The 23,790-nt window shown below is 69.9% G+C and carries 20 protein-coding genes; 15 read left to right on the top strand and 5 right to left on the bottom strand.

Translation table 11 applies throughout. The features are described from left to right. The first annotated feature begins 117 nt into the window (after positions 1–117). The 8 genes from ACFO6V_RS26040 to ACFO6V_RS26005 all read left to right on the top strand — a co-directional run bounded on the left by ACFO6V_RS26040 (position 118) and on the right by ACFO6V_RS26005 (position 9,640). Positions 118–972 (top strand): aldo/keto reductase, encoded by an 855-nt coding sequence (locus ACFO6V_RS26040; RefSeq protein WP_377141503.1) that lies wholly within the window; start codon positions 118–120, stop codon positions 970–972. Between the two features lie 256 nt (positions 973–1,228). Next, entirely contained in the window at positions 1,229–2,506 is a 1,278-nt protein-coding gene (locus ACFO6V_RS26035) for an ABC transporter substrate-binding protein (RefSeq protein ID WP_377141501.1), read from the top strand. A 379-nt stretch (positions 2,507–2,885) separates the two neighbouring features. Next, positions 2,886–4,289, top strand: a complete 1,404-nt coding sequence (locus tag ACFO6V_RS26030) for a branched-chain amino acid ABC transporter permease (RefSeq protein WP_377141499.1) — start codon at positions 2,886–2,888, stop codon at positions 4,287–4,289. Between the two features lie 13 nt (positions 4,290–4,302). Continuing rightward, positions 4,303–5,289 (top strand): branched-chain amino acid ABC transporter permease, encoded by a 987-nt coding sequence (locus tag ACFO6V_RS26025; protein WP_377141497.1) that lies wholly within the window; start codon positions 4,303–4,305, stop codon positions 5,287–5,289. Beyond that, positions 5,279–6,325 (top strand): ABC transporter ATP-binding protein, encoded by a 1,047-nt coding sequence (locus ACFO6V_RS26020; RefSeq protein WP_377141494.1) that lies wholly within the window; start codon positions 5,279–5,281, stop codon positions 6,323–6,325. Before ACFO6V_RS26025 ends, ACFO6V_RS26020 begins: the two co-directional genes overlap by 11 nt. Continuing rightward, entirely contained in the window at positions 6,322–7,086 is a 765-nt protein-coding gene (locus tag ACFO6V_RS26015) for an ABC transporter ATP-binding protein (protein WP_377141492.1), read from the top strand. The genes ACFO6V_RS26020 and ACFO6V_RS26015 overlap by 4 nt, the downstream gene beginning before the upstream one ends. A 96-nt stretch (positions 7,087–7,182) precedes the next feature. Next, the gene (locus tag ACFO6V_RS26010) at positions 7,183–8,286 is read left to right on the top strand and encodes a threonine aldolase family protein (protein ID WP_377141490.1); all 1,104 of its coding nucleotides are present in this window, start codon (positions 7,183–7,185) and stop codon (positions 8,284–8,286) included. A 61-nt stretch (positions 8,287–8,347) separates the two neighbouring features. After that, positions 8,348–9,640: a glycoside hydrolase family 3 N-terminal domain-containing protein gene (locus ACFO6V_RS26005; RefSeq protein ID WP_377141488.1), complete on the top strand. Its 1,293-nt coding sequence runs from the start codon at positions 8,348–8,350 to the stop codon at positions 9,638–9,640. 89 nt (positions 9,641–9,729) lie between these two features. Here ACFO6V_RS26005 and ACFO6V_RS26000 read toward each other — a convergent pair whose 3' ends face one another. Further along, positions 9,730–12,114, bottom strand: a complete 2,385-nt coding sequence (locus ACFO6V_RS26000; protein WP_377141486.1) for a S9 family peptidase — start codon at positions 12,112–12,114, stop codon at positions 9,730–9,732. A 90-nt stretch (positions 12,115–12,204) separates the two neighbouring features. Continuing rightward, positions 12,205–13,503: an endonuclease/exonuclease/phosphatase family protein gene (locus tag ACFO6V_RS25995; protein WP_377141483.1), complete on the bottom strand. Its 1,299-nt coding sequence runs from the start codon at positions 13,501–13,503 to the stop codon at positions 12,205–12,207. 226 nt (positions 13,504–13,729) lie between these two features. On the opposite strand from ACFO6V_RS25995, the gene ACFO6V_RS25990 reads away from it, so the two are divergent. Then, complete coding sequence (locus ACFO6V_RS25990) at positions 13,730–14,269, top strand: septum formation family protein (protein ID WP_377141481.1); 540 nt, start codon at positions 13,730–13,732, stop codon at positions 14,267–14,269. A 19-nt stretch (positions 14,270–14,288) separates the two neighbouring features. On the opposite strand, the gene ACFO6V_RS25985 is transcribed toward ACFO6V_RS25990, so the two are convergent. Then, positions 14,289–15,497, bottom strand: a complete 1,209-nt coding sequence (locus ACFO6V_RS25985; RefSeq protein ID WP_377141479.1) for an MFS transporter — start codon at positions 15,495–15,497, stop codon at positions 14,289–14,291. A gap of 256 nt (positions 15,498–15,753) precedes the next feature. Here ACFO6V_RS25985 and ACFO6V_RS25980 point away from each other — a divergent pair, with 256 nt between their 5' ends. The 6 genes from ACFO6V_RS25980 (at position 15,754) to ACFO6V_RS25955 (ending at position 22,264) form a co-directional block, all read left to right on the top strand. Further along, positions 15,754–18,060 carry an immune inhibitor A domain-containing protein gene (locus ACFO6V_RS25980; protein ID WP_377141476.1) on the top strand — a complete coding sequence of 769 codons (2,307 nt, stop codon included), beginning with the start codon at positions 15,754–15,756 and terminating at the stop codon, positions 18,058–18,060. Positions 18,061–18,184: 124 nt separating this feature from the next. Then, positions 18,185–19,165, top strand: coding sequence for a Gfo/Idh/MocA family protein (locus tag ACFO6V_RS25975; protein ID WP_377141473.1), 981 nt, complete (start codon positions 18,185–18,187; stop codon positions 19,163–19,165). Between the two features lie 270 nt (positions 19,166–19,435). Next, positions 19,436–19,729, top strand: coding sequence for a thiamine-binding protein (locus ACFO6V_RS25970; protein WP_377141470.1), 294 nt, complete (start codon positions 19,436–19,438; stop codon positions 19,727–19,729). Further along, positions 19,726–20,499 (top strand): ABC transporter permease, encoded by a 774-nt coding sequence (locus ACFO6V_RS25965; RefSeq protein WP_377141468.1) that lies wholly within the window; start codon positions 19,726–19,728, stop codon positions 20,497–20,499. The genes ACFO6V_RS25970 and ACFO6V_RS25965 overlap by 4 nt, the downstream gene beginning before the upstream one ends. After that, positions 20,496–21,542, top strand: a complete 1,047-nt coding sequence (locus tag ACFO6V_RS25960; RefSeq protein ID WP_377141465.1) for an ABC transporter substrate-binding protein — start codon at positions 20,496–20,498, stop codon at positions 21,540–21,542. Before ACFO6V_RS25965 ends, ACFO6V_RS25960 begins: the two co-directional genes overlap by 4 nt. Then, positions 21,539–22,264 (top strand): ABC transporter ATP-binding protein, encoded by a 726-nt coding sequence (locus tag ACFO6V_RS25955; protein ID WP_377141462.1) that lies wholly within the window; start codon positions 21,539–21,541, stop codon positions 22,262–22,264. Before ACFO6V_RS25960 ends, ACFO6V_RS25955 begins: the two co-directional genes overlap by 4 nt. Before the next feature lie 38 nt (positions 22,265–22,302). Here ACFO6V_RS25955 and ACFO6V_RS25950 read toward each other — a convergent pair whose 3' ends face one another. Together ACFO6V_RS25950 and ACFO6V_RS25945 are read right to left on the bottom strand one after the other, a co-directional pair. After that, complete coding sequence (locus tag ACFO6V_RS25950; RefSeq protein WP_377141459.1) at positions 22,303–23,133, bottom strand: amino acid ABC transporter ATP-binding protein; 831 nt, start codon at positions 23,131–23,133, stop codon at positions 22,303–22,305. After that, on the bottom strand, positions 23,120–23,779 hold the full coding sequence (locus ACFO6V_RS25945) for an amino acid ABC transporter permease (protein WP_377141457.1): 660 nt from the start codon (positions 23,777–23,779) through the stop codon (positions 23,120–23,122). The genes ACFO6V_RS25950 and ACFO6V_RS25945 overlap by 14 nt, the downstream gene beginning before the upstream one ends. Positions 23,780–23,790: the final 11 nt, after the last annotated feature.

The raw sequence follows: 23,790 nt of genomic DNA, 5'->3' as shown, positions 1-23,790 counted from the left end.
CCCGATCAATCTTGAGTGACTTGCATCTGAGTTGTCTCCGAGGGGTCCGAAGCCCGGTTTTCGGGGCCTCGTCGAAGGCGGTCGACGGTGTCAGGGGCGGATGTTAGAACGGTTGGCATGAACGCAGCCATCGACATCCCGTCCGTCAAGCTCAACAACGGCGTCGAGATCCCGCAGGTGGGACTTGGCGTGTTCCAGGTGCCCGGCAACGGCACGCAGGCGTGTGTCGAGACAGCCCTCGAGCTCGGCTACCGGCACATCGACACGGCTGCCGCCTACTACAACGAGGAGGGAGTCGGCGCCGCGATCCGGGCCACCGGCGTCCCGCGCGAGGAAATCTTCGTCACCACCAAGCTGCGCAACGGCGACCAGGGCTACGAGAGCACGCTGCGGGCCTTCGAGGACAGCCGCCAGGCGCTCGGCCTCGACGTCGTCGACCTGTACCTCATCCACTGGCCGGTCCCCGGCCGCGGCCTGTACGGAGAGACGTGGCGAGCATTCGAGAAGCTGCTGGCCGACGGCGCGGTGCGGGCCGTCGGGGTCTCCAACTTCCTGCCCGAACATATAGATCGGCTGGTCAGCGAGTCGAACGTGGTGCCGGCGGTGAACCAGGTGGAGCTGCACCCGACCTTCCGCCAGCCCGCCACCGTCGAGCGGAGCCGGGCCCACGGCATCGTCCCGGAGGCGTACTCGCCCCTGGGGCAGGGTGCCGACCTGGAGGCACCGGCGGTGGTCGGCATCGCGAACGAGCTCGGCGTGACGCCCGGTCAGGTGGTGCTGCGCTGGCAGGTGCAGCACGGCGTGATCCTGATCCCGAAGTCCGTGAATCCGGAGCGCATGGCGACCAACCTCGACCTGTTCTCGTTCTCGCTGACCGAGGCGCAGATGGCCGACATCGACGCCCTCGACTCGCCGGACGGCCGGATCGGCGCGGACCCGGCGACTGCCTCGTTCACGCAGTTCCGAAGCTGACCCGAGCCGCCCTCGGCGGCGTGGGCGGGGCACGGAAATGACCTCTCAACGCGGCCGACGTCATGCCTCTTTCCCGTTCGAATCCCGTTTTCGCCCCTGCTCTTGGGGCACTGTGCGACCCGGGTAACATCCTCGTAACGATCGAGTCGGTGTGACGGACTAGACACATTGGTGACACAGAGTGTGACTACGTTCATCGCCACGACGAGGCAAGTCGCCGCGTCAGGTTCACTCCCGCTCGAAGGGGAACAGCAGAATGATTCGACGTTCCACGGCGGCGCGCGGTCTTGCGATCGCCGCTGTCCTCAGCGTGGGCCTCGCGGCCTGCTCCACCACCTCCGGAGGCGGCGAGGGGGAGGGTTCGTCCGATCCGCTGAAGATCGGAACCCTGCTCCCGCTCACCGGTAACCTCGCCTACCTGGGTCCGCCCGAGGTCGCGGGCGTCGGCCAGGCAGTCGACGACATCAACGCCGCGGGCGGCGTCCTCGGCAACGACGTCGTCGTCGAGAATGCGGACTCCGGCGACGGTGACAACCTGCAGGTCTCGACCAACTCGGTCAGCGAGCTGCTCGGCAAGGACGTCAACGCCATCATCGGCGCGGCGTCATCGACGGTGACCCTGAACGTCGTCGACTCGGTCACCGAGGCCGGCGTCATCCAGGTCTCGCCCGCCAACACCTCCACGACGCTGTCGGGCTACGACCCGCTCTTCGCGCGGACCGCACCGCCGGACACCGTGCAGGGTCAGGCGCTCGGCTCGCTCATGCTGGACGACGGGCACCAGAAGGTCGCCTTCCTCACGATGCAGGACGACTACGCGACCGGTCTGCGCGACAACGTGCAGAAGGCCGTCGAGGCCGGCGGCGGCGAGGTCGTGTACGGCGCCACCGGCGACGGCACGGAATTCGGTCAGGCCGAGACCAACTTCTCGAACGTGGTTGCGGACGCACTGGCCGCGAAGCCGGACGCGATCGCGATCTTCGCCTTCGTGGAGACCAAGGCGGTCATCGCCGAGCTGATCACCCAGGACTGGGACTTCGCCGGCAAGACGTACCTGTGCGACGGCAACACGGCGGACTACTCGGCGGACTTCGACCCGGGCACGCTCGAGGGCGTCAAGGGCACCATCCCCGGCGCCGACGCTCCCGAGGAGTTCAAGCAGCGCCTGAATGACTGGTACGTGGCGGAGAACGACGAGGAGCTGAGCGACTACGCGTATGCGGCGGAGTCGTACGACGCCGCAATCCTCGTCGCGCTCGCAGCCGTTCGCGGTGAGGGCACCGACGGCCAGACGATCGCGGACAACATCCGTGCCGTCTCGGGCTCGGAAGAGGGCGCCACCGAGGTCTCGACGTTCGAGGAGGGCGTCGCGGCGCTCGAGGCGGGCGACGAGATCGCGTACCAGGGTGTCTCCGGCATCGGCCCGCTGAACGAGGACAACGACCCGTCGTCCGCGTTCATCGGCGTCTACGAGTACGACGGCGACAACAAGAACATCTGGACCAAGGTCGTCGAGGGTTCGGTCGCAGGCTGACCTGATCGCTCCCGATCGCTGAATGACAGCACTGAAAGACGGCCGGCCCGGTCACCTCTCTGGGTGACCGGGCCGATCGTTGCCGAACTGCGGCCCAAACGGGTGTCGAAGCGGACATGGCACCCGTCACCAGCCGCGCTACCGCCGGCCAGCCCCCGGTCTGCAACGGTGCAGATCGCCTTGGTGGCCCACCTGCGGCCGGCGAAACCCTGTGTGACACGACACGTGTAATCCGTGACACACGGTGCGGCTACACTTCCGGCACGCTGATGCCATCAGTTTGATGCAGGCCTGGTTAAGCAGGGCTAAATCATCCTGGCATCGTGCGGCACCGAGACCTCGGAGCACTACCCACCAGAACCGACGGAGGACCCGGCAGATGACAGCCGACCGACCGAACCTCGCGACAGCCGCGCGCAGGCTCGTGGCCACGCTCGCGGCAGCGGCCTTCCCGGCCTTGCTCGCCGCGGCGCCAGCCATGGCCGCCACAGCGCCTGTCGCGACAGACTGCACAACCGACGCCTCGACGGCCTGCGTCGCGGCGATCGTCATGGACGAGGACAACAACTTCGTCCCGGACGTCGGCGTCACCATCTCCGGCGCCGGGTTCGAGGCCCAAGTGACCACTACCGACGAGGGGCCGGTGTCCGTGGAGGTGCCGGAGGTCGGCACGTACACGATCACGCTCGACGAGGCGACCCTCCCCGAGGGGTTGTTCCCCGACCCCGCCGAGCGCGAGGTGACAGCGCAGACAGGCTCGACCGCTCGCGGTGCGATCACGCTCGGCGACGAACCGGTGGGCAGCACACCGTCGGCCGAGCCAGGCGCGACCGGGGGCACGGAGACACCCGCCGCCGGCGAGCAGGGCTCCGAAGAGGCGACCTCTGGCGGGTTCTCGTGGTCGAACGCGTGGCAGAAGTTCGGGCTGGGTGTCCGCCTCGGCCTGCTCCTTGCTCTGGCGTCGGTGGGCATCAGCCTGATCTACGGAACCACCGGCCTGTCGACCTTCGCGCACGGCGAGCAGTTCACCCTCGGGGCCGTGCTGGCCTTCATGGGGGTCAACATGTGGGGTCTGCCCTTCTGGGCGGCGGCAGCCCTCGCGCTGGCCATCTGCACGGCCACCGGATTCGTGCAGGACGTCGTGCTGTGGAAGCCGCTGCGACAGCGCTCCACACCGCTGACGCAGCTCATGATCATCACCATCGGGCTCTCGCTCGTCCTGCAGTTCTCGATCCAGCTCATGATCGGCAACGGCTCGGAGCGCATCCTGAGCAGCAACCCGACGTCGATGACCATCGCGGGCATCACGCTCTCGTCGTGGTCCTGGACGTCGATGGCAGTCGCGGTGCTGGCGATCCTGTTCATCGGCTGGTTCCTCACCCGGACGCGGATCGGTCGGGCCACGCGCGCCGTCTCGGACAACCTGGCGCTCGCCTCCGCCACCGGCATCAACCCGGACAAGATCATCCGCATCGTCTGGACCATGTCCACCGGCTTCGCCGGCCTGGCGGGCCTGATGTACGGCCTTTCCGTGGGCACGTTCAGCTGGAACACCGGCATGCAGATCCTCCTGCTGATGTTCGCGGCCGTCACGCTGGGTGGCCTCGGGACGGCGTTCGGCGCACTGGCCGGGTCCATGGTCATCGGCATCGTCGTCGAGATGTCGCCGCTCATCCCCGGCATGCCGAACGACCTTCGCTACGCCTCCGCGCTCGCGATCCTGATTCTCGTCCTCCTGCTGCGCCCGCAAGGCTTGCTCGGCCGGCGCGAGCGGATCGGCTGAAAGGACTACTCCCATGGAAGAACTGAGCCGAATCCTCACGCAGTCGGCCGAAGAGCTGATCGCGCCGACCACTGCCGCCTTCGTCCTGGCCGCCATCGGCCTCAACCTGCACTTTGGGTACACCGGTCTGCTCAACATGGGCCAGGCGGGCTTCATGCTGCTCGGTGCCTATGGCTTCGCGATCTCGACGATCGCGGGGGCGCCCATCTACCTCGCGGTGATCGTCGCGCTGGTCGCCAGCATCCTGTTCGCACTGATCCTGGGTATGCCCACCCTGAAGCTGCGCGGTGACTACCTGGCGATCGTCACCATCGCGGCGGCCGAGATCGTGCGCATGCTCGGCCGGTCCAGCGGCCTCGCCGAGTGGACCGGTGGTCAGGCCGGTCTGCGCGGCAACGAGTTCAAGGAAACGTTCGCCGCCCTGTCGCCCCTGCCCGACGGGACCACGGCTATCGGCCCGTTCGAGCACCTCAACAACGGCTCGGACTCGTGGTGGGTGCGGATCGTCGGCTGGAGCCTCGTGGCACTGGCCCTCGTGGTCGTCTGGCTGCTCACCCGTAGCCCGTGGGGCCGCCTGCTGAAGGGGGTCCGCGAGGACGAGGACGCCGTACGCGCCCTGGGCAAGAACGTCTATGCCATCAAGATGCAGGCCCTGGTGCTGGGTGGCGTCTTCGGATCCCTCGGCGGCGTGCTGTACGTGCTGCCCCGCGCCGTCCAGCCTGACGGCATGGCCCGGTCGATGACGTTCTTCGTCTGGATCGTGCTGCTGCTCGGCGGTGCGGCCACCCTGTTCGGGCCGGTGCTGGGCTCGATGTTGTTCTGGGCGGTCTTCATGCTGCTGCGTGCAGGCATGCGTGAGGGGCTGGCCGACTCGCTCTCCCCCAGCCAGGTGGAGACCATCGGTGGCCTCGTTGTGGGTGTGGCCCTGATGCTGCTGGTGATCTTCCGCCCGCAAGGGATATTGGGGAACAAGAAGGAGCTCGCCTTCGATGCCCGATAAGACGACGGAGCCCGACAAGACAGCGGAGCCCGACGAGACGACGGAGCCCGACGAGACGACGGAGAACGAAGTGACTGAGGTGACCGAGCCCGAGAGCACCGTCGAGGCGCTGGACGCCGTCGAGCGCAGCGACTCCGCGGCAGCCAGAGCGGCCGAGCACGTCCTCGCCGCCGTCGAGCCGAAGGTGGGTGTCAGCAAGCCGGACGCGATCCTGGTGGCAGACGGCGTCCAGCGCCGGTTCGGCGGTATGACCGCCGTCGACGTCGAGCACCTGGAGGTGCAGCGGGGCGTCATCACCGCCCTGATCGGCCCGAACGGTGCGGGCAAGACGACGTTCTTCAACCTGCTCACCGGGTTCGACAAGCCCAACCAGGGCTCCTGGTCCTTCGAGGGCAAGTCGCTCGACGGGATGGGCGCCGCCAAGGTGGCGCGCAACGGTATGGTCCGCACGTTCCAGCTCACCAAGGCGCTGTCGCGCCTCACGGTGATGCAGAACATGCTGCTCGCCGCGATGGACAATCCCGGAGAGAACCTGCTCCGGTCCCTGGTCAAGCCGCTGTGGTCCGGCACGGAGAAGCGGAACACCGAGAAGGCGCTCGAGATCCTCTCGCGGTTCAAGCTCGACACCAAGAAGGACGACTTCGCGGGTTCGCTCTCGGGCGGCCAGCGCAAGCTGCTCGAGATGGCCAGGGCCCTGATGACGGACCCGACCATGATCATGCTCGACGAGCCCATGGCCGGCGTGAACCCCGCTCTCGTGCAGTCCCTGCTGCACCACGTCCAGGCACTGCGCGACGACGGCATGACGGTGCTGTTCGTCGAGCACGACATGCACGCCGTCCGGCACATCTCGGACTGGGTGGTCGTGATGGCGGAGGGCAGGATCGTCGCCGAGGGACCGCCCGCGGCCGTCATGCAGGACCAGGCCGTCGTGGACGCCTACCTCGGCGCCCACCACGACACCGACCTCGGGGACGACTCGCTGCTCGACCCCGCAGTGCTGGCCCGGCTCGAGGCCGAGGAGGAGAAGCGATGAGCGACGTGGCAACGATCGCCAAGGGGGAGCCCCTGCTCAAGGCGACCGACATCGTGGCGGGGTACCTGCCTGGCGTGAACATCCTGAACGGGTGCAACCTCGAGGTGGCCAAGGGCGAGCTCGTCGGCATCATCGGCCCGAACGGCGCCGGCAAGTCGACGCTGCTCAAGTCCCTGTTCGGTCTGGTGAACGTGCGCTCCGGCTCCGTCACCCTGGCCGGCCAGGACATCACGAACCAGAAGGCCAACACGCTCGTCTCGCAGGGTGTGGGCTTCGTGCCCCAGAACAACAACGTGTTCCCCTCGCTCACCGTCGAGGAGAACATGCGCATGGGCGTGTACCTGCGGCCCAAGACGTTCAGCGAGCGGTTCGAGTTCATCACCGACCTCTTCCCCACGCTGGGCGAGCGGCGCGGGCAGCGGGCGGGCGCCATGTCGGGTGGTGAGCGCCAGATGGTCGCGATGGCCCGCGCGCTCATGATGAACCCGTCGGTGCTGCTGCTCGACGAGCCGTCCGCCGGCCTGTCCCCGGTGCGTCAGGACGAGACGTTCCTGCGTACCCGCATGATCAACAAGGCCGGCGTGTCCGTCGTGATGGTGGAGCAGAACGCGCGGCGCTGCCTGCAGATCTGCGACCGCGGCTACGTGCTCGACCAGGGCAAGGACGCGCACACCGGGACCGGCCGGGAGCTCCAGGCCGACCCCAAGGTGATCTCGCTGTACCTGGGCACGCTCGCGGAGGACGTCGACAAGGCCTCCTGAAGGTTGCCGAAGTAGAGCGCCTGTCCGGGTCTCCCTCGTACCTTGAGGGAGACCCGGACAGGCGCTCTACTTCGGCAACGGGAGGAGAATGGCCGGGTGCAGCAGTTCGCCTCTGACAACTACGCCCCCGTCCACCCCGAGGTCATGGCCGCGATCGTCGCGGCGAACGACGGTCCCGCCGTGTCCTACGGCGACGATCCCGTGTCCGCCCGGCTCCAGGACCGGGCAGCCGAGGTGTTCGGTGAGCGCGCCCGCATCTTCCCGGTGCTGAACGGCACCGGTGCGAACGTCATCAGCCTCATGGCCGCAGCACCACGCTGGGGCGCCGTGATCGCGAGCGACGTCGCGCACGTCCACACGGACGAGAACGGCGCTCCGGAACGCGTCGGCGGCCTCAAGATCCTGGCGGTTCCCAGTGTGGCGGGCCGCATCGGGCCCGACGCCGTGGACCGCTACGCCGGCGACCTCGGCAACGTCCACCGTGCCCAGCCGGCGGTCCTGAGCCTCACGCAGGTCACCGAGCTCGGCACCGTCTACTCGCCTGCTGACCTCAAGCTCCTCGCCGACGCCGCCCACGCGGCGGGCCTGCTGGTCCACGTCGACGGGTCCCGCCTCGCGAACGCGGCGACCACGCTCGGCGTCGGCCTGCGGGAGATCACCACCGACGTCGGAGTCGACGTCCTGTCCTTCGGGGCCGCGAAGAACGGCGGCATGCTGGGCGAGGCGGTGGTGGTGCTGTCCGACGGCGGCAGCGTGGCCGGCGCATCGGCGGACCTGGGCGAGGCCGTCCCGTACCTGCGCAAGGCAACGATGCAGCTCGCGTCGAAGACCCGGTTCGTGTCGGCGCAGCTCCTGGCGCTGCTCGGTGAGCCAGGCACGCCGACGTCGGGCACGGGGGAGGGTGCGCCGCTGTGGCTGCGGAACGCCGCGCACTCGAACGGGATGGCCACGCGCCTGCGGGCGGGTATCGACGCGGCGGGGCTGACCGAGACGGTCCGCATCACCTGCCCCACCGACGCGAACGTCGTGTTCGCGACGCTGCCCCGCGCCGCGGCCGACCGGCTGCGTACCCACGCGCGGTTCTACGACTGGGCGCCGGGCGAGACGGCGGACCGCGTGGAGGTCCGCTGGATGTGCGCGTGGGACACCACGGAGGCGGACGTCGACGGGTTCGTGCGGGCGCTCGTCGGCGCGGTCTGAGCAGACCGGTCCGGGAACCCTCACTGCACACACCGCCCCCGATGGGGTGAGACTGAGGGCCATGACCCGTTCTCGCCCGCGCGACTCCGTCGTCGCCGCGGTTCTCACGCTTGCGGTCCTGACTGCCGGCTGCTCCGGCCTGACGGGGGAGCCTGATCCGACGTCGCTCCCCGGACCTGCCCAGACGGATGCGCAGCCGAGCAGTGCGCCGAGCCCTGGGCCGAGCAGTGCGTCGCCGGGGGAGCCGACGACCAGTGCCACGCCGACGCCACTACCCACGCCGACGCCAGTACCCACGCCGACCGCGCGGTCCACGCCGGAGCCGACCCCGGGCGAGCCCGACCTCTCGCTGGTGGACGGCTGGACCCTGGAGGAGAAGGTAGGCCAGATCCTCATGGTCGGCCTGCCCGTCGCCGGCCCGTTCCAGCCGACGTTCGACATGCTCCGCGACGACAAGATCGGTGGCGTGTTCCTGCACGGCCGCACCAAGGCGGGCCGGCAGCCGGTGAAGAACCTGGTGGACGCCGCCGTCGACGCGGCGGCCCGGGAACGGGAGCCGATCTTCGTGGCCACCGACCAGGAGGGTGGCGCCGTACAGGTGCTGCGCGGCCCTGGCTTCAGCGACATCCCGAGCGCGCTCGACCAGGCCACGCTTGCGGCGGCCGATCTCCGGAAGCGGTCAGAGGTCTGGGGCGACGAGCTCGCCGCCGCAGGCGTGAACCTCAACCTCGCGCCGGTGCTGGACCTCGTGCCGCAGGCCGACGCGTCGTCGAACGCGCCCATCGGCTTCTTCGGACGGAACTACGGGTACACCGCGGAGTCCGTCATCACGCACGGAAACGCGTTCGCGCAGGGTCAGCGCGATGCGGGCGTCCAGACGTCGATCAAGCACTTCCCCGGGCTGGGCCGGGTCGCGGGCAACACCGATGACACGGCGGGGGTGACCGACACGGTCACGGGCCCGGACGCTCCGTCGGTCGCTGTGTTCGACGCCGGGATCGAGGCGGGATCAGGCCTGGTCATGATGTCGTCGGCGATCTACTCGCGGATCGATCCCGAGGTTCCCGCGGTGTTCAGCCCCACCGTGGTGGGCCTGGTGCGCGAGCTGGGGTTCGACGGCGTCATCGTCTCCGACGACCTGTCGGCGGCGGTGCAGGTCGCACGTGTGCCGGCGGGCGAGCGTGCGGTCCGCGCGGTGGACGCCGGGGTGGACCTGGTGCTCGCCTCGGCGCGGCCGTCGGTCGCCCCGGCGATGGTGGACGCGCTGATCAAGGCGGCGCGCGACGACCCGGACTTCGCCGCGAAGGTGGACGCGGCGGCGGCCCGAGTAGTGGCGGCCAAGGCGAACCTCTGAGCCAGGCCGCCGAAGTAGAGCGCCTGTCCGAGGCTCCCTGACGACACCAGGGAGCCTCGGACAGGCGCTCTACTTCGGCAGTCCTTCGGTCAGTGGTTCGCCAGGTTGAGGACGTCCAGGACCCATGCGTGCTCGAACGCGATCTGCTCCCACGCCGAGTAGCGCCCCGAGACGCCGCCGTGCCCTGCCGACATCTCGATCTTCAGCATCGCCGGCGCGCCCGCCGCCTGCAGCCGGGCCACCCACTTCGCCGGCTCCACGTACAGCACGCGGGTGTCGTTGAAGCTGGTGGTGGCGAGGATCCGGGGGTAGTGCGATGCGTCGTCGGCCACGTTCTCGTACGGCGTGTACGAGCGCATGTACGCGTACACCTCGGGGTCGTGCAGGGGGTCGCCCCACTCGTCCCACTCGGTGACCGTCAGGGGGAGGGTGGGGTCGAGCATCGACGTCAGCGCGTCCACGAACGGCACACCGGCCAGCACACCCGCGAACAGCTCGGGCGCCAGGTTGGTGGCGGCCCCGACGAGCAGCCCGCCCGCGCTGCCACCGTCGGCCACCATGCGGTCGGACGCCGTCCAGCCGGTGTCGGCGAGATGCCGGCCGCAGGCCACGAAGTCGGTGAACGTGTTGCGCTTGGCCGTCAGCTTGCCGTCGTCGTACCAGACACGGCCCATCTCGCCGCCGCCTCGCACGTGGGCGATCGCGAAGACGACGCCGCGGTCGAGCAGGCTCAGGCGCGGAACCGAGAAGTACGGGTCGATCGAGGACTCGTACGCGCCGTACCCGTACAGGAGAAGGGGCGCTGGCTCCGCCGGCGCACCCGCCTCGCCGGCCGCACCCACCTCGGTGGTCGAGCCTGTCGAGACCCCGAACCGCACCTTGTCCTTGCGCCAGACGAGGGAGATCGGGATGCGGGTCCCGTCCTCGGCCGTCGCCCACTCGCGGCGCTGGTCGTAGTCGCCGGGGTCGTAGCCGCCGAGCACCGGCTGCTGCTTGAGCAGGACGCGCTCGCCGGAGGCGACGTCGTACAGGTAGAGCGACTGCGGCGTGACGAACGACGTGTAGCCGACCTTGAGGTTGGGCTGCTCCCACACACCGACGCCCGCGCCGACCGACTCCAGCGGCTGGCCGAACGAGATCTCCTGGAAGCTCCAGGTGGCCTGGGGCGTCCTGAGCTGGGGGGTCTCGACAGGCTCGACCTGAGAGGCACCGGCGGGCTCGACCAACGACAGGACCGCCGAGCGGGAGATCGCCCCGCGGCGGTAGTAGAGCACCAGGTAGCGCTCGCTCGCGCTCACGCCCTCCAGCCGCACGTCCGGGTCGTGTGCCACGACGACGGTCGCCGCCTCCGGCGTCACCGTGTCGCCGGGCGCGGGAACGGGTGAGCTGACCAGCTCGAAGTTCAGCGCGTCCTTGTTGTGCAGGATCAGGAGGACATCCCGGGTCTCGACAGGCTCGACCGGCGAGGAGAGCCCGACCAGCGAAGGGGGCGCGTCCGCCGAGGGCGGGTCGATCAGCGAGGGCGGCTCGGACAGCGAGGACGGCTCGACCATCGAGGCGGGCAGCACCGCGTGCTCCACCGTGTACTCCACGCCCTCGCGGCGCGGCCACACGACGCGGAAGTCGCCGGTCGGGTTGTCGGACTCCAGCAGCCACGACTCGCTCGTCACCTTGGAGCCGAGCTCGATCTGGAGGTACTTCTTCGACCGGGAGAGCCCTACACCCACCCAGTAGCGCTCGTCCGGCTCCTCGAACACGAGCACGTCGTCGGACGACGGAGTGCCGAGCCGGTGCCGCCACACCCGCCACGGCCGCCAGGCGTCGTCGACGGTGAGGTAGAAGATGTGCTCGCCGTCGGGCGAGAACATGGCGCCCGGAGCGGTGTCCCGCACCTCGTCCGGGAGGTCCTCGCCGGTCGCCAGGTCGCGGACCCGCAGCGTGTAGCGCTCGTCGCCCGCGGTGTCGGTGGCGTGGAGCAGCCGGGCGCCGTCGTCGGACACGTCGAGCGAACCGAGCGCGAAGAAGTCGTGGCCCTCGGCCTGGACGTTCTGGTCCAGCAGCAGCTGCTCGCCAGGGACCGGCTGGCCGGGTTCGAGCACGCGGGGCGTCCAGTCGTCCGGTCCCGCGGCGCGGTAGCGCGCGTGGATCGGGTACTGCTGGCCCTCGACCGTGCGGGCGTAGTACCACCAGTCACCGTCGCGCGACGGGACGGAGAGGTCGGTCTCGAGGGTGCGGCCCTTGATCTCGTCGAACAGGGTCTGCCGCAGCGGCGCGAGGTGTTCCTGCTGGGCAAGCGTCCAGGTGTTCTGCGCCTCCAGGTGCGCGACGACGTCCGGGTCGTCCTTGCGGCGCAGCCACTCGTAGTCGTCGATGAAGGTGTCGCCGTGGAAGGTGCGCTCGATCGGGCGGCGCGCCGTCAGGGGGGACTCTGCGGTAGAGGGGGCGGTCTCTGAAGGAGTCAGGGCGTCAGGCACCGCGCAAGCGTATCCGCGCAAACTTTGTTGAGTGCGGGATATTCGCCGTCCGGACAGGGCCGGAGGGGCGAAAATCCCGCACTCAACGGGTCAGAGCTTCAGGTCGGTCCAGGTGAGGCGGTGGTCGCTGCTCGGGAACGGGTAGACGCCCGTCAGCCGCGACAGCGGGTCCGCGGCTACCGGCCAGAAGACGCCGGCGTCCCGGACGCGCAGGTCACGCGACGGCAGCACGTAGTCGACGCGCAGGTTGCCGGGCGTCGTGTCGGCGAAGTCGGCGGTGTCGAACGCCGGGTCGCCCTGGTGCGTCAGGTTCGCGCCGGCCTGGAGCGCGGAGGCCTCGGGCCCGCCTGCCGACGTCGCCTTCGGGTCAGTGATCCGCGGGTGGCGCAGCAGCTGGTCGATCGCCGCGTCGACGGAGTCGCCGTCGACGGGGTCGGCGTTGTAGTCGCCGACGATCACGAACGACGAGCCGGGACGCAGCCCGCCGTGCCGGCCCTCGTCGTCGTACTGGTACCAGGAGCGCCAGCCGCCGCGCACGTAGTCGGCCCAGAACCGGATCTCGTCGTGGTTGCGCAGCCCGTTGCGGTCCTCGGCACCGTCGAACGACGGCGGGGTCGGGTGCGCGGCCAGCACGTGCACCGTCTCGCGGCCGACCCGCACCGGCACGTCCCAGTGGGACTTGCTCGAGAGCGGCAGCACCGCGAGCTCCTCGGCCGAGTACCAGTCGGCGGGTGCGGCGGTCGCCGGGTCGTCCGGCAGGAGCGCGCCCGGCATGTCCTGCCACTTGAAGTTCTGGAACGTCCGCACGCGGTCGTGCTGGATGGGGTACTTCGAGAGCACGACCATGCCGTACTGCCCCGGGAACAGGCCGAAGCCGAGCGCGTCGTCGCCCCCGCCGACCGACCCGTTGTTGTTCAGGTCGAACCCGCTCGGGATGCCCGTGTTCGACGGTGCGACGAACGCGTACGGGTATTCCACCGGCTTGCCCGTGCCCTGCGGCACCTCGAGGTAGTTCTCGCGGAACAGGTCCGCCGCGGCGTACGGGTCGGCGTCGCCCGAGTAGTCGAACTCGTTGAGCAGCACGATGTCGGGGTTCGCGTGCTGGATGACCTCTGCGACGGTCGCCGCCTGGACGTCGTCGCCGGTGGACAGGTCGGCGGCGAGCTCACCCTCCGTCGCCCGGTTGAGCGACAGGTTGTACGTGGCGGCGCGCAGGGTCCGGTGGCCGGCGCCGGGGTGGCCGGCGCTGGTCCGGTCCGTGTCTGCCGCGGGCGCACCCACGGTGGCCGTGCCTGCCGACGCTGTGCCCGCCGAGGCGAGAAACGCTCCGGCCAGCAGTGCCGCTGCTGCGGCCGCGCTGGTCAGGCGCACTGGGGTACTGGCTCGCATGACTGCTCCTTCTTCGGGTGCCGTGCTCCGCGATGTCACGGTTGCCGTGCATGGGGGTGCTGTGCGGGTGGTCCGCGTCAGCCACCGTAGGGCCGAGTCGGTTCGACCGGGTGAACTGTGTATGAACAGCCCTGCACAGGGGGTTCATAACGGTAGTTTTCCCGGGCGGCCAGTTGGCCGCGCGGCGACGGCGTTCGCCGTCGCGCAGCTTCTTGAGGAAGAGTCGATGAACCGAGCTTTCCGCTTCGCCGCCGCCACCGCCGTCGTGACCATCTCCGTCACGATGCTCACTGGCTGCGGAGCGATCCTGGACGAGATCACGTCGGGCGGTGACGCCCCGCGCGACGAGCCCGGCGGCGAGATCACCGCCTCCGCGGAGGCGGACGCCTTCGAGATCCTGAAGGGCGACTGCATCGACCTGCTGGCGCTCCCCGGCTACGGCGACTCCTCCGAGGGCGACGAGTTCGAGGTCGAGTCGGTGCCGGTGGTGCCCTGCGCCGAGCCGCACACCGGTGAGGTCTACGCCGAGCTGATCATGGAGGGCAACGAGTTCCCGGGCGCTGAGGCCGTGACGAAGAAGTTCGACGAGTGGTGCTACGCCGAGTTCGAGAAGTTCGTCGGCCTGTCCTACGACGAGTCGGTGTACGGGTACACCGGATTCTTCCCGACCAAGGACACCTGGGACCAGCTCGACGACCGCACCCTGCAGTGCGTGGTCAGCTCCGAGGAGCCGGTCACGGGCAGCCTCAAGGGCGTAGCGGAGTAGGGCCCGGCGAAGTAGGGCGCTACGCAGCGGCGTCTCGCGCCGTCAGCCGCAGGTCCGTCGCGACCACCGCCAGTGCGGCCAGCACGAACACCGCCCCGACCAGGGGCACCGTGCTGACTCCGACGGTGGCGACCACCAACGCCCCGAGCGCCGCCCCGCCGCCGATCCCGAGGTTGAACACGGAGCTCGAGATCGCGGTCGCCGACTCGGTGGCGCCCGGGGCGACCCGCATGGAGAGGAACGACAGGGCGGGCGGGAGCGCGCTGAACGCGAGCCCGAACAGGGCAAGCCCGACCAGGGCGAGCGCCGGGACGTGGCCGAGGCCCCACAGGAGCACCAGCGACCCGGTCAGCAGGCCGAGCGCGACGAGCATCGTCTGCCACGGCCGCTTGTCGAGCACCTGGCCGGTCAGCAGCGTCCCCGCCATGCCCGCGACCCCTTGGCCCAGCAGCAGCACGCTCAGGTACCGGTCGGGGAAGCCCGCCGTCTCCAGCACGAACTGGGTGACGAACGTGATCATCATGAACCCGCCGGTCACGAGCAGCACCGTGACCACCATGAGCACGACGAAGCCGCGCGTGCTGGGGTGCGTGCCGCGGGCGGTGCCGCTCTCCTCGGCGTCGACGTTCGGCATGGCGATGACCATCGCGAGGCACGCGAGGAGGCTCACCACCGAGAACATCAGGAAGGCGGTGCGCCAGCTCGTCTGCTGGCCCACCCAGGTGCCGAGCGGCACGCCGAGCAGCGGTGCGAGCGAGTTGCCGATGGCGAGCCGCGCGATCATCTTGCCGCGGACGGCGGGTGCGAACAGGCTCGCTGCGGCCGGCGTCACCACCGACCAGAACAGTGCCTGCCCCAGCGCCGTGACCATGCGAGCGGCCATCAGGTCGGCGTAGCCGAGCGCCACCGCCGACCACAGGGTCCCGACCGTGCACACCGCGGTGGTCGCCGCGAGCACGTAGCGGCGCGGGAACCGGCGCGTGAGACGCGAGAGCGGCAGCGACGCGAGGACGACGACGGCCGCGTAGGCGCTGACCAGCAGCCCGATCTCGGAGGTGCTGCGGCCCAGGTCAGGGGCGATGAGGGTGAGCAGGCCGCCCGGCAGGTTCTCCGCGGTGACGAAGGTGAAGGCGCTCGTGGAGAGCGCGAAGAGGGCGATGACCGCCCGGCGCTGGTCCACGGGCGGTGCGGCGAAGCGCGCTGCGGCGACGGGTCTGCTCGAGGTCATGCTGTACTCCGGCTGCTCGGTGGGCGTGGGTGCACCCGGACGACGAACGAGCCCGGCCAACGGCGACCAACCTACGCGGCGTCGGACCGATTCGATGTACCAATATCAGACGTGGATCGTGAGCCATTCGTGTGTCCCAGGCAACATTGTCGTAATATTTCCCTGGTTTCCTCCTCCAGGGACAAAGGTGTCCCGCAGGTCCGGCGACCCGAATCACCTCCTCGTCCCGGACGCCGCAACTCTTCACGGAGGAAATATGAACCAACGCATCTGTGCCGTCGGCGTGGGAGCTGCCCTGCTGCTCTCCGCGGCCCTGGTACCGATCACCGCCTCGGCAGCGCCATCCGCCGAGGAGGTGCCGCCGCAGGCGGCGCCCGCGAAGGAGGACAACCGTCCCGACCCGCTCGCGGAGAAGCAGACCGAGAAGCGGCAGCGCGCGGTCGACCTGGTCGCCACCGGTGAGGCCAAGGTCGAGATCCGCGGCAAGGGCGACCGTGCGTCGAAGGTCGTGGAGATCTCGCCGCGCGAGTACGTGGAGTACGGCGTCGAGGAGACCGCGCAGCTCTTCAGCATCCTCGTCGAGTTCGGTGACCAGGCCGACGAGCGCTACCCGGACGCCCCTGCGGGCCCGGTGCACAACGAGATCCCGGAGCCGGTGCGCAGCGACAACTCCAGCTACTGGGAGCCCGACTTCTCCAGCGAGCACTACAAGGAGATGTTCTTCACCGGCCTGGAGGACCAGGACGGCGAGTCGTTCGCAGGCATCTACGACGAGATGTCGTCCGGCCGGTTCGACCTGCAGGGCGACGTGTCCGACTGGGTCACCGTGCCGCACAGCACCGCGTCCTACGGCACCACCGAGTCCGGCGAGGACATGACGCGGTTCATCCAGGACACCGCTGACGCCTGGTACGAGCAGCAGGTCGCGGCGGGCAAGACCGCCGAGGAGATCGACGCGTACCTCAAGTCGTTCGACGTCTGGGACCGCTACGACCTGGACGGCGACGGCATCACATCGGAGCCGGACGGCTACATCGACCACTTCCAGGCGATCCACGCCGGTGAGGGCGAGGAGGCCGGCGCACCCGAGTCGGCGATCTGGTCCCACCGCTGGGCGGTCAACCAGGGCGGCGTCGGCACCGACGGTCCTGCCGACTTCGCGAAGGTCGGCGGCATCAAGATCGGTGACTCCGACCTCTGGATCCGCGACTACACCACGGAGCCGGAGAACGGTGGCCTCGGTGTGTTCGCGCACGAGTTCGGCCACGACCTCGGCCTGCCGGACTACTACGACACCGACGGCGGCGAGAACGGCACCGGCTTCTGGACCCTCATGAGCAACGGCTCGTGGATGGGCCACGGTGACGGCACCATCGGCACGACGCCGAACCACATGGGCGCCACCGAGAAGCTGTTCCTGGGCTGGCTCGACTACGAGGTGGTGGAGCCGGGTGACACCGAGCGCGTCAAGCTCGGCCCGTCGTACCACGCCACCACGCGCGAGCAGGCGGCGATCGTGAACCTGCCGGACGGCGTCTCGAAGGAGGACCTGGGGGTCGCTCCGGTCGACGGCCAGTTCGTCTACTCCGGCAAGGCCGACGACCTGAATAACACGATCGCGTCGCCGTCGTTCACCGTGCCGGCGGGCGGCTCGCTGACCGCCAAGGTCCAGTACGCCATCGAGGCGGACTTCGACTACGCGTTCGCGGAGGTCTCCACCGACGGCGGCGGCTCGTGGACGTCTCTGCCGACCAACCTCTCGACGGACGAGGACCCGAACGGGACCAACCCCGGTAACGGCATCACCGGCAGCTCGGACGGCGCCTGGGTCGACCTGACGGCCGACCTCTCCGCGTACGCCGGCGAGACGGCGTCGGTCCGGTTCCGCTACTCGACCGACGGCGGGACCACCGAGACTGGCTTCCTGGTGGACACCGTCGCAGTGGGTACGGCGCTGAGCGAGGACTTCGAGGACTCGTCGGACTGGACCGTCGACGGCTTCCAGACGGTCGGTGCCGACGGCACCTACGAGGTCGAGTTCTCCCACTACTACGTCGCCGAGAACCGGGTGTACGGCGGGTACGACGCGACGCTGAAGGAAGGCCCGTACAACTTCGGCTGGACCTTCAGCAACAGCAACCGGGTGGAGCACCACCCCTACCAGGACGGCCTGCTGATCTGGTACGTGAACAGCCGGTACAGCGACAACAACGTGTCGCAGCACCCGGGCCACGGCCAGGCGCTCCCGGTCGACGCGCGTCCGCAGGTGATGAAGTGGTCGGACGGCACGATCGCCCGCCCCCGGATCCAGTCCTTCGACGCGACGTTCGGCCTGCAGCGGACCGACAAGATCTCGCTGCACCGCGAGGTGTCGGAGACCGAGCTGACCCGCCTGGTCAAGGACAAGCAGGTTCCGGTGTGGACGTTCGACGACACCAACCCCCAGGCGTACTGGAAGAAGAGCAGCCCGGGTAACTCGGTGATCGTCGGTGGCACCGGCACCACGATCAAGGTCCTCACGCAGGACACCAAGAGGGGTCACATGACCATCCAGGTCAACTGACCCAGGGTCTCGCGAAGTAGAGCGCCTGTCCGAGTCTCCCCAGTATCGCCGGGGAACCCGGACAGGCGCTCTACTTCGCGGACCTCCACCTCGGCGTCTCGGTGAGGGCACTACGCTCGAACGCATGACACACCTGCGATGGGGCATCCTGGCAGCCGGCTGGATCGCCGAGAGCTTCACATCAGACCTGAACGACAACGGCTTCACCGTGCAGGCGGTGGGGTCCCGGTCTTTGGAGAAGGCGCGTGCCTTCGCCGACCGCTTCGGCATCCGGACGGCACACGGCTCGTACGAGAACCTCGTGAACGACCCCGAGGTCGACATCGTCTACATCGCCACGCCGCACCCGTTCCACGCCGAGGCCGCGAAGCTGGCCCTGGAGGCCGGCAAGCACGTGCTGGTCGAGAAGCCGTTCACGCTCAACGCGGCCGAGGCCCAGGAGGTCATGGACCTCGCTGAGGAGAAGGGCCTCGTCGCGCTCGAGGCCATGTGGACCCGGTTCCTGCCGCACATGGCGCGCGTGCGCGAGGTCATAGCGTCGGGTGTGCTCGGCGAGGTCCGCACCCTGATGGTGGACCACACCCAGGACCTGCCGGACGACCCGGCGCACCGCATCAACGACCTGGCGCTCGGCGGCGGTTCGCTGCTCGACCTGGGCATCTACCCCGTCTCGTTCGCCTGGGACCTGTTCGGTGAGCCGCTCACCGTGCAGTCGCACGCGACGTTCAAGGAGACGGGCGCGGACGCCACCATCGCCACGATCTTCGGGTACGACGGCGCCCGGGTCGCCACCACCGTCTCGGCGTCCGACACCAGGGGCCCCAACCGGGCCTCGATCCTGGGCACCGAGGGACGCATCGAGATCGACGCCGTCTGGTACAGCCAGACGACGGTCCGCGTGTACGACGTCGAGGGCACCGAGACCGAGACGTTCACCGCCGAGATCACCGGCCGAGGCATGCAGTTCCAGGCCGCCGAGGCCGAGCGCTTGGTCGCGGCCGGCGAGCTCGACAGCCCGCTCCTCCCGCGCGCGGAGACGGTAGCGATCATGGCCACGCTGGACACGATCCGCGAGCAGATCGGCCTGAGGTACCCGGGGGAGTAGTCCCTGTCGTGACGGCGGTTTTCCTCCCCGCGAGCCGGAGCTGTACGGTGTGCTGGCCAACGCGGGGAGCTCGGGGTAGCCGGGCTGAGAGGTATGGCCTGGGCATCGCGCCCGACGCCGTCGACCCGATCACTTGAACTGGGTAATGCCAGCGGAAGGACGTGCCTGACGGCGCGGGCGTTCGGTCGATGCTGTCCCCGAAGGGGGACGCGGCGGCGCCCCCCGTCAGGAACCGGCGACCTCTGGCGTGCCCGTGCACGGAGGTCGCACATGCTCGCCGAGATCCAGGTCTCTCCCCGCCCCAGCGGCACGCCCGACGCGAAGTACGCGTACGTCGACGCCGCCATCGCCGTCATCCAGGCGTCCGGACTCACCTACGAGGTGGGCGCCATGGGCACGTTCGTGCAGGGCAACCCCGATGAGGTGTGGGCGCTGCTGCGTGCCGTCCACGAGGCGACGATCGAGGCGGGCGCCGACGGCGTCCAGTCCAACATCAAGGTCAGCGAGACCGCCGACTCCGGTGGTCCCAGCATCTCGGAGCTCATCTCCAAGTTCCGGGCGTGAGCAAGGGCGTCCGACGGCGGGGGGCCGGGCGGGTGATCGCCCCGCTCCTCACCGTCGTCGTTCTCGTGGCCGTCTGGGAGGCGGCGGTGCGCCTGACCGGCGTGCCCAAGTTCGTGCTGCCGGCGCCGTCGCAGGTGGCGCGGACCGCCGTCGAGGTGGCGCCCCTGCTCGGCCCGCACGTCCTGACGACGCTCACCGAGGCGGTCGCCGGGCTCGTGCTCGGTACCGTCGCGGGCCTCGTCCTGAGCATCCTGGTCACCGCCTCGCGTGTGACCGGTGACGCCGTGTACCCGCTGGTCGTGCTGACGCAGACCGTGCCGGTGGTGGTGCTCGCGCCGCTGATGATCCTGTGGACGGGCTTCGGCCTGCTGCCCAAGATCATCCTGGTGGCGCTCACCGTCTTCTTCCCCGTGCTCGTCTCGGCGGTGGCAGCCATGCGCGCGGTCGACGCCGAGCACGCCGACATGGTGGCCGGTCTCGGCGGTACCCGTCTGGACCAGTTCCTGCTGGTCCGGCTGCCGGCGTCGATCCCGGGGGCGCTCGCTGGCCTGCGGGTCGCCGCGACGTACGCGGTGGGCGCGGCAGTCGTCGCCGAGTACCTCGCCGGGCAGTCCGGGCTCGGCGTGTTCGTGCAGCGGTCCCGCAAGGCCTACGCCGTGGACCAGATCTTCGTGGGCGTCGTCCTGATCGCCCTGCTGTCCGGCCTGTTCTTCGCCCTCGTCGCCGTGCTCACGCGCGTCGCGACGCCGTGGCAGAGAGGAAAATCATGAAGTCCTCCCCGACCTTCCTTCTCCGTTCTACCGCTCTCGCGGCGGTGGTGCCCCTGGCGCTCGCCGGCTGCGGCGCCGGCCTCCCGAACGACCCGCAGTTCCTGGTCGACGACGACGGTGACAGCCTCCGCAAGGTCACCGTCGTCCTCGACTGGACGCCCAACACCAACCACTCCGGCCTCTATCTCGCGCAGGCCGAGGGCTGGTTCGAGGACGAGGGGCTCACCGTCGAGATCATCGAGCCCGGCGAGACGTCCGGGCTGCAGCTCGTCGCGGCCGGCCAGGCCGACTTCGCCTACTCCGTCGCGGAGGGCCTGGTCCCGGCACGCGCGGCGGGGGCCGACGTCGTCTCGGTGGCAACGGTCATCGAGCACAACACGTCGTCGCTGATCAGCTTGTCCGAGGACGGCATCACCCGGCCCCGCGACCTCGAGGGCAAGCGCTACGGCTCGTACGAGTCGGACCTGGAGAAGGCGCTGATCAGCAAGCTCGTGGAGTGCGACGGCGGTGATCCCGCCAAGGTCGAGTTCACGCCTCTGGTCAGCGACGACTTCCGGATCGGCCTCACCGAGGACCAGTTCGACACGGCATGGGTCTTCGACGCGTGGGACACCGTCCGGCTCGGTGAGATCGACGGCCTCGACGTCGAGACCATCGCGTTCCGCGACCACTTCGACTGCATCCCCGACTGGTACACGCCCCTGGTCGCGACGTCCCGCTCCCTGCTCGACGACGAGCCCGACGTCGCGCGCGGGTTCCTCGCGGCGCTGTCGCGCGGGTACGACGAGGCGGCCTCCGACCCCGACCGTGCGGCACAGGCACTGCTGGAGGCGGCGCCCGAGCTCGACCCGGACCTGGTCGAGGCGAGCGCGCTGTGGCTGGGCCCGCAGTACGCGTCGGGCGACTGGGGCACGCAGCGGGCCGAGGTGTGGGACGGGTTCGTCTCGTTCCTCGAGGAGGAAGGGCTTACGGAGTCCGGGTTCGACACCGAGGCGGCCTGGACCGACGAGTTCCTCCCGGGCGGGGCGGGCGACCAGCCGTGAGCGTGCTCGCCGCACACGGGCTGAGCGTCCGGTTCGGTGACGTCGCCGCTCTCGAGGGCGTGGAGCTGGCGGTGGCCGACGGCGAGTTCGTCGCCGTCGTCGGGCCGTCGGGGTGCGGCAAGTCGACGCTCCTGCGTGCGCTCGGCGGCATGCTGCCGCCGGGCGCGGCGGTCTCCGGCACGCTGCGCGTCCCGAGCCTGCCCGACGGCGGAGCCGCTACCGCCTGGATGCCCCAGCGGGACGGGCTGCTGCCGTGGCGCCGGGCATGGTCCAACGCGCTGCTCGGCGCCCGGATCGCCAGGGTCCCGCGGCCCGACGCCGAGGCGCGCGCCGCCGAGCTCTTCGAGACGTTCGGCCTGAGCGGCTTCGAGCGGGCCTGGCCGCACGAGCTGTCGGGCGGCATGCGGCAGCGGCTCGCGCTGCTGCGGACGTGCCTGGCCGGGCGGCCGGTGCTGCTGCTCGACGAGCCGTTCGGCGCGCTCGACCCGATCACACGGCGGCGGATGAACGAGTGGCTCGCGGGGGTGGGGCTGGCGGGCGCCGCGGTCGGGAGCCCGGCTCCCGGCGTCGGGCAGCGGGCGGTGGTGCTCGTGACGCACGACGTCGACGAGGCGCTCGCCCTGGCCGACCGCGTAGTCGTGCTCAGCGCACGGCCGGGCCGGGTGGTGCTGGACGCGGCCGGCCCGAACCGGGCCGAGGTGCTGGCGGCGCTGGAGTACTGAGGCGCCGGGTCTCGACAGGCTCGACCAGCGCGGTGTGGCTAGTCGAGGGGGTGCAGGATCCGGTCGAGGAAGCGGCGGGTGCGCTCCTCGGCCGGCTGCGAGAAGATCTGCGCGGGTGCACCGCGCTCGACCACCACGCCGCCGTCGAGGAACAGCACCTCGTCCGCGACCTGGCGCGCGAACTGCAGCTCGTGCGTCACCACGACCATGGTCCAGCCCTCGTCCGCGAGTTCCTTCATCACGGTCAGCACCTCGCCCACGAGCTCGGGGTCGAGGGCCGACGTCGGCTCGTCGAACAGCAGGAGGTCCGGTTCGAGCGCCAGCGCGCGCACTATGCCGACGCGCTGCTGCTGCCCGCCGGACAGCTCGTGCGGGTAGGCGTCGCGCTTGTCCGCGAGCCCGACGCGGGCCAAGAGCTCCTCGGCACGGCCGACCGCCGTCGCGCGGGGGATCCGCTTGACCTGCGTCGGGCCTTCGATCACGTTCTCCAGGACCGTGCGGTGCGGGAACAGGTTGTGATGCTGGAACACCATGGCGGACCGGTCGCGCAGGGCCGCGCGGTTCGCCTTCGCCAGGCGGGCGCCGTCGCGCCGGGCACCCCAGCCGCCACCCGATGCGGCGGCCTGGGCGCCGAAGTCGATGGTGGGGCCGCCGTCCAGCTCCAGCAGCCCGGCGTCGGGTGTCTCGAGCCCGTTGAGCGAGCGCAGGACCGTCGTCTTGCCGCTGCCGGACGCGCCGATCAGTGCGACCACCTCGCCGCGCTGGACCTGCAGGTCCACCCCGCGCAGCACGTGGTTGGTGCCGAACGACTTCTGGATGCCGCGGGCGGTCAGGAGGTTCGTGATCGGGGCGTCCTCAGTGAGCGACATACCGGTCCAGCCTCTTCTCGATAGCGTTCTGGCCGGCGGCGAGCACTGTGCAGAACATCCAGTAGATCAGGGCCGCCTCGGCGTAGATCAGCAGGAACTCGTTGGAGGACGCGGCGATCTCCTGTGCCTTGCGGAACATCTCCGTCACCAGGATCACGACGGCCAGCGACGTGTCCTTGACGAGCGAGATGAACGTGTTCGACAGCGGCGGCACCGAGACGCGCGCGGCCTGCGGCAGGATGATCCGGCCCAGCGTCCTGGTGGGCGACATGCCGACCGTCCAGCCCGCCTCCCACTGCCCCTTGGGCACGGACAGGATCGCCGCGCGGATCACCTCGGCCGCGTAGCCACCGACGTTCATGGAGAACGCGATGATCGCGCTGGGCCAGGGTTCGAGCCGGATGCCGAGCTGCGGCAGGCCGTAGAAGATGATGAAGAGCTGCACCAGGAGCGGAGTGCCGCGGATGGCCGACACGTACGCGCGGCCGATCCACGACAGCACCCGGTTCGGTGACAACCGCAGCAGCGCCACGACGAGCGCGAGCACCAGCCCGAACGCGAACGACACGAGGGCGAGCGGGATGGTGCCGATGAGGGCGCCCCGCAGGAGCGGCCAGAACGAGTCGACGGCGAGCTGCCAGTCCATGTATCCCTCTC

The organism is Promicromonospora alba, assembly GCF_042654905.1.
GTDB classification, from domain to species: Bacteria; Actinomycetota; Actinomycetes; order Actinomycetales; family Cellulomonadaceae; genus Promicromonospora; species Promicromonospora alba.
This window is presented reverse-complemented; position numbering and strand designations above follow the sequence as displayed.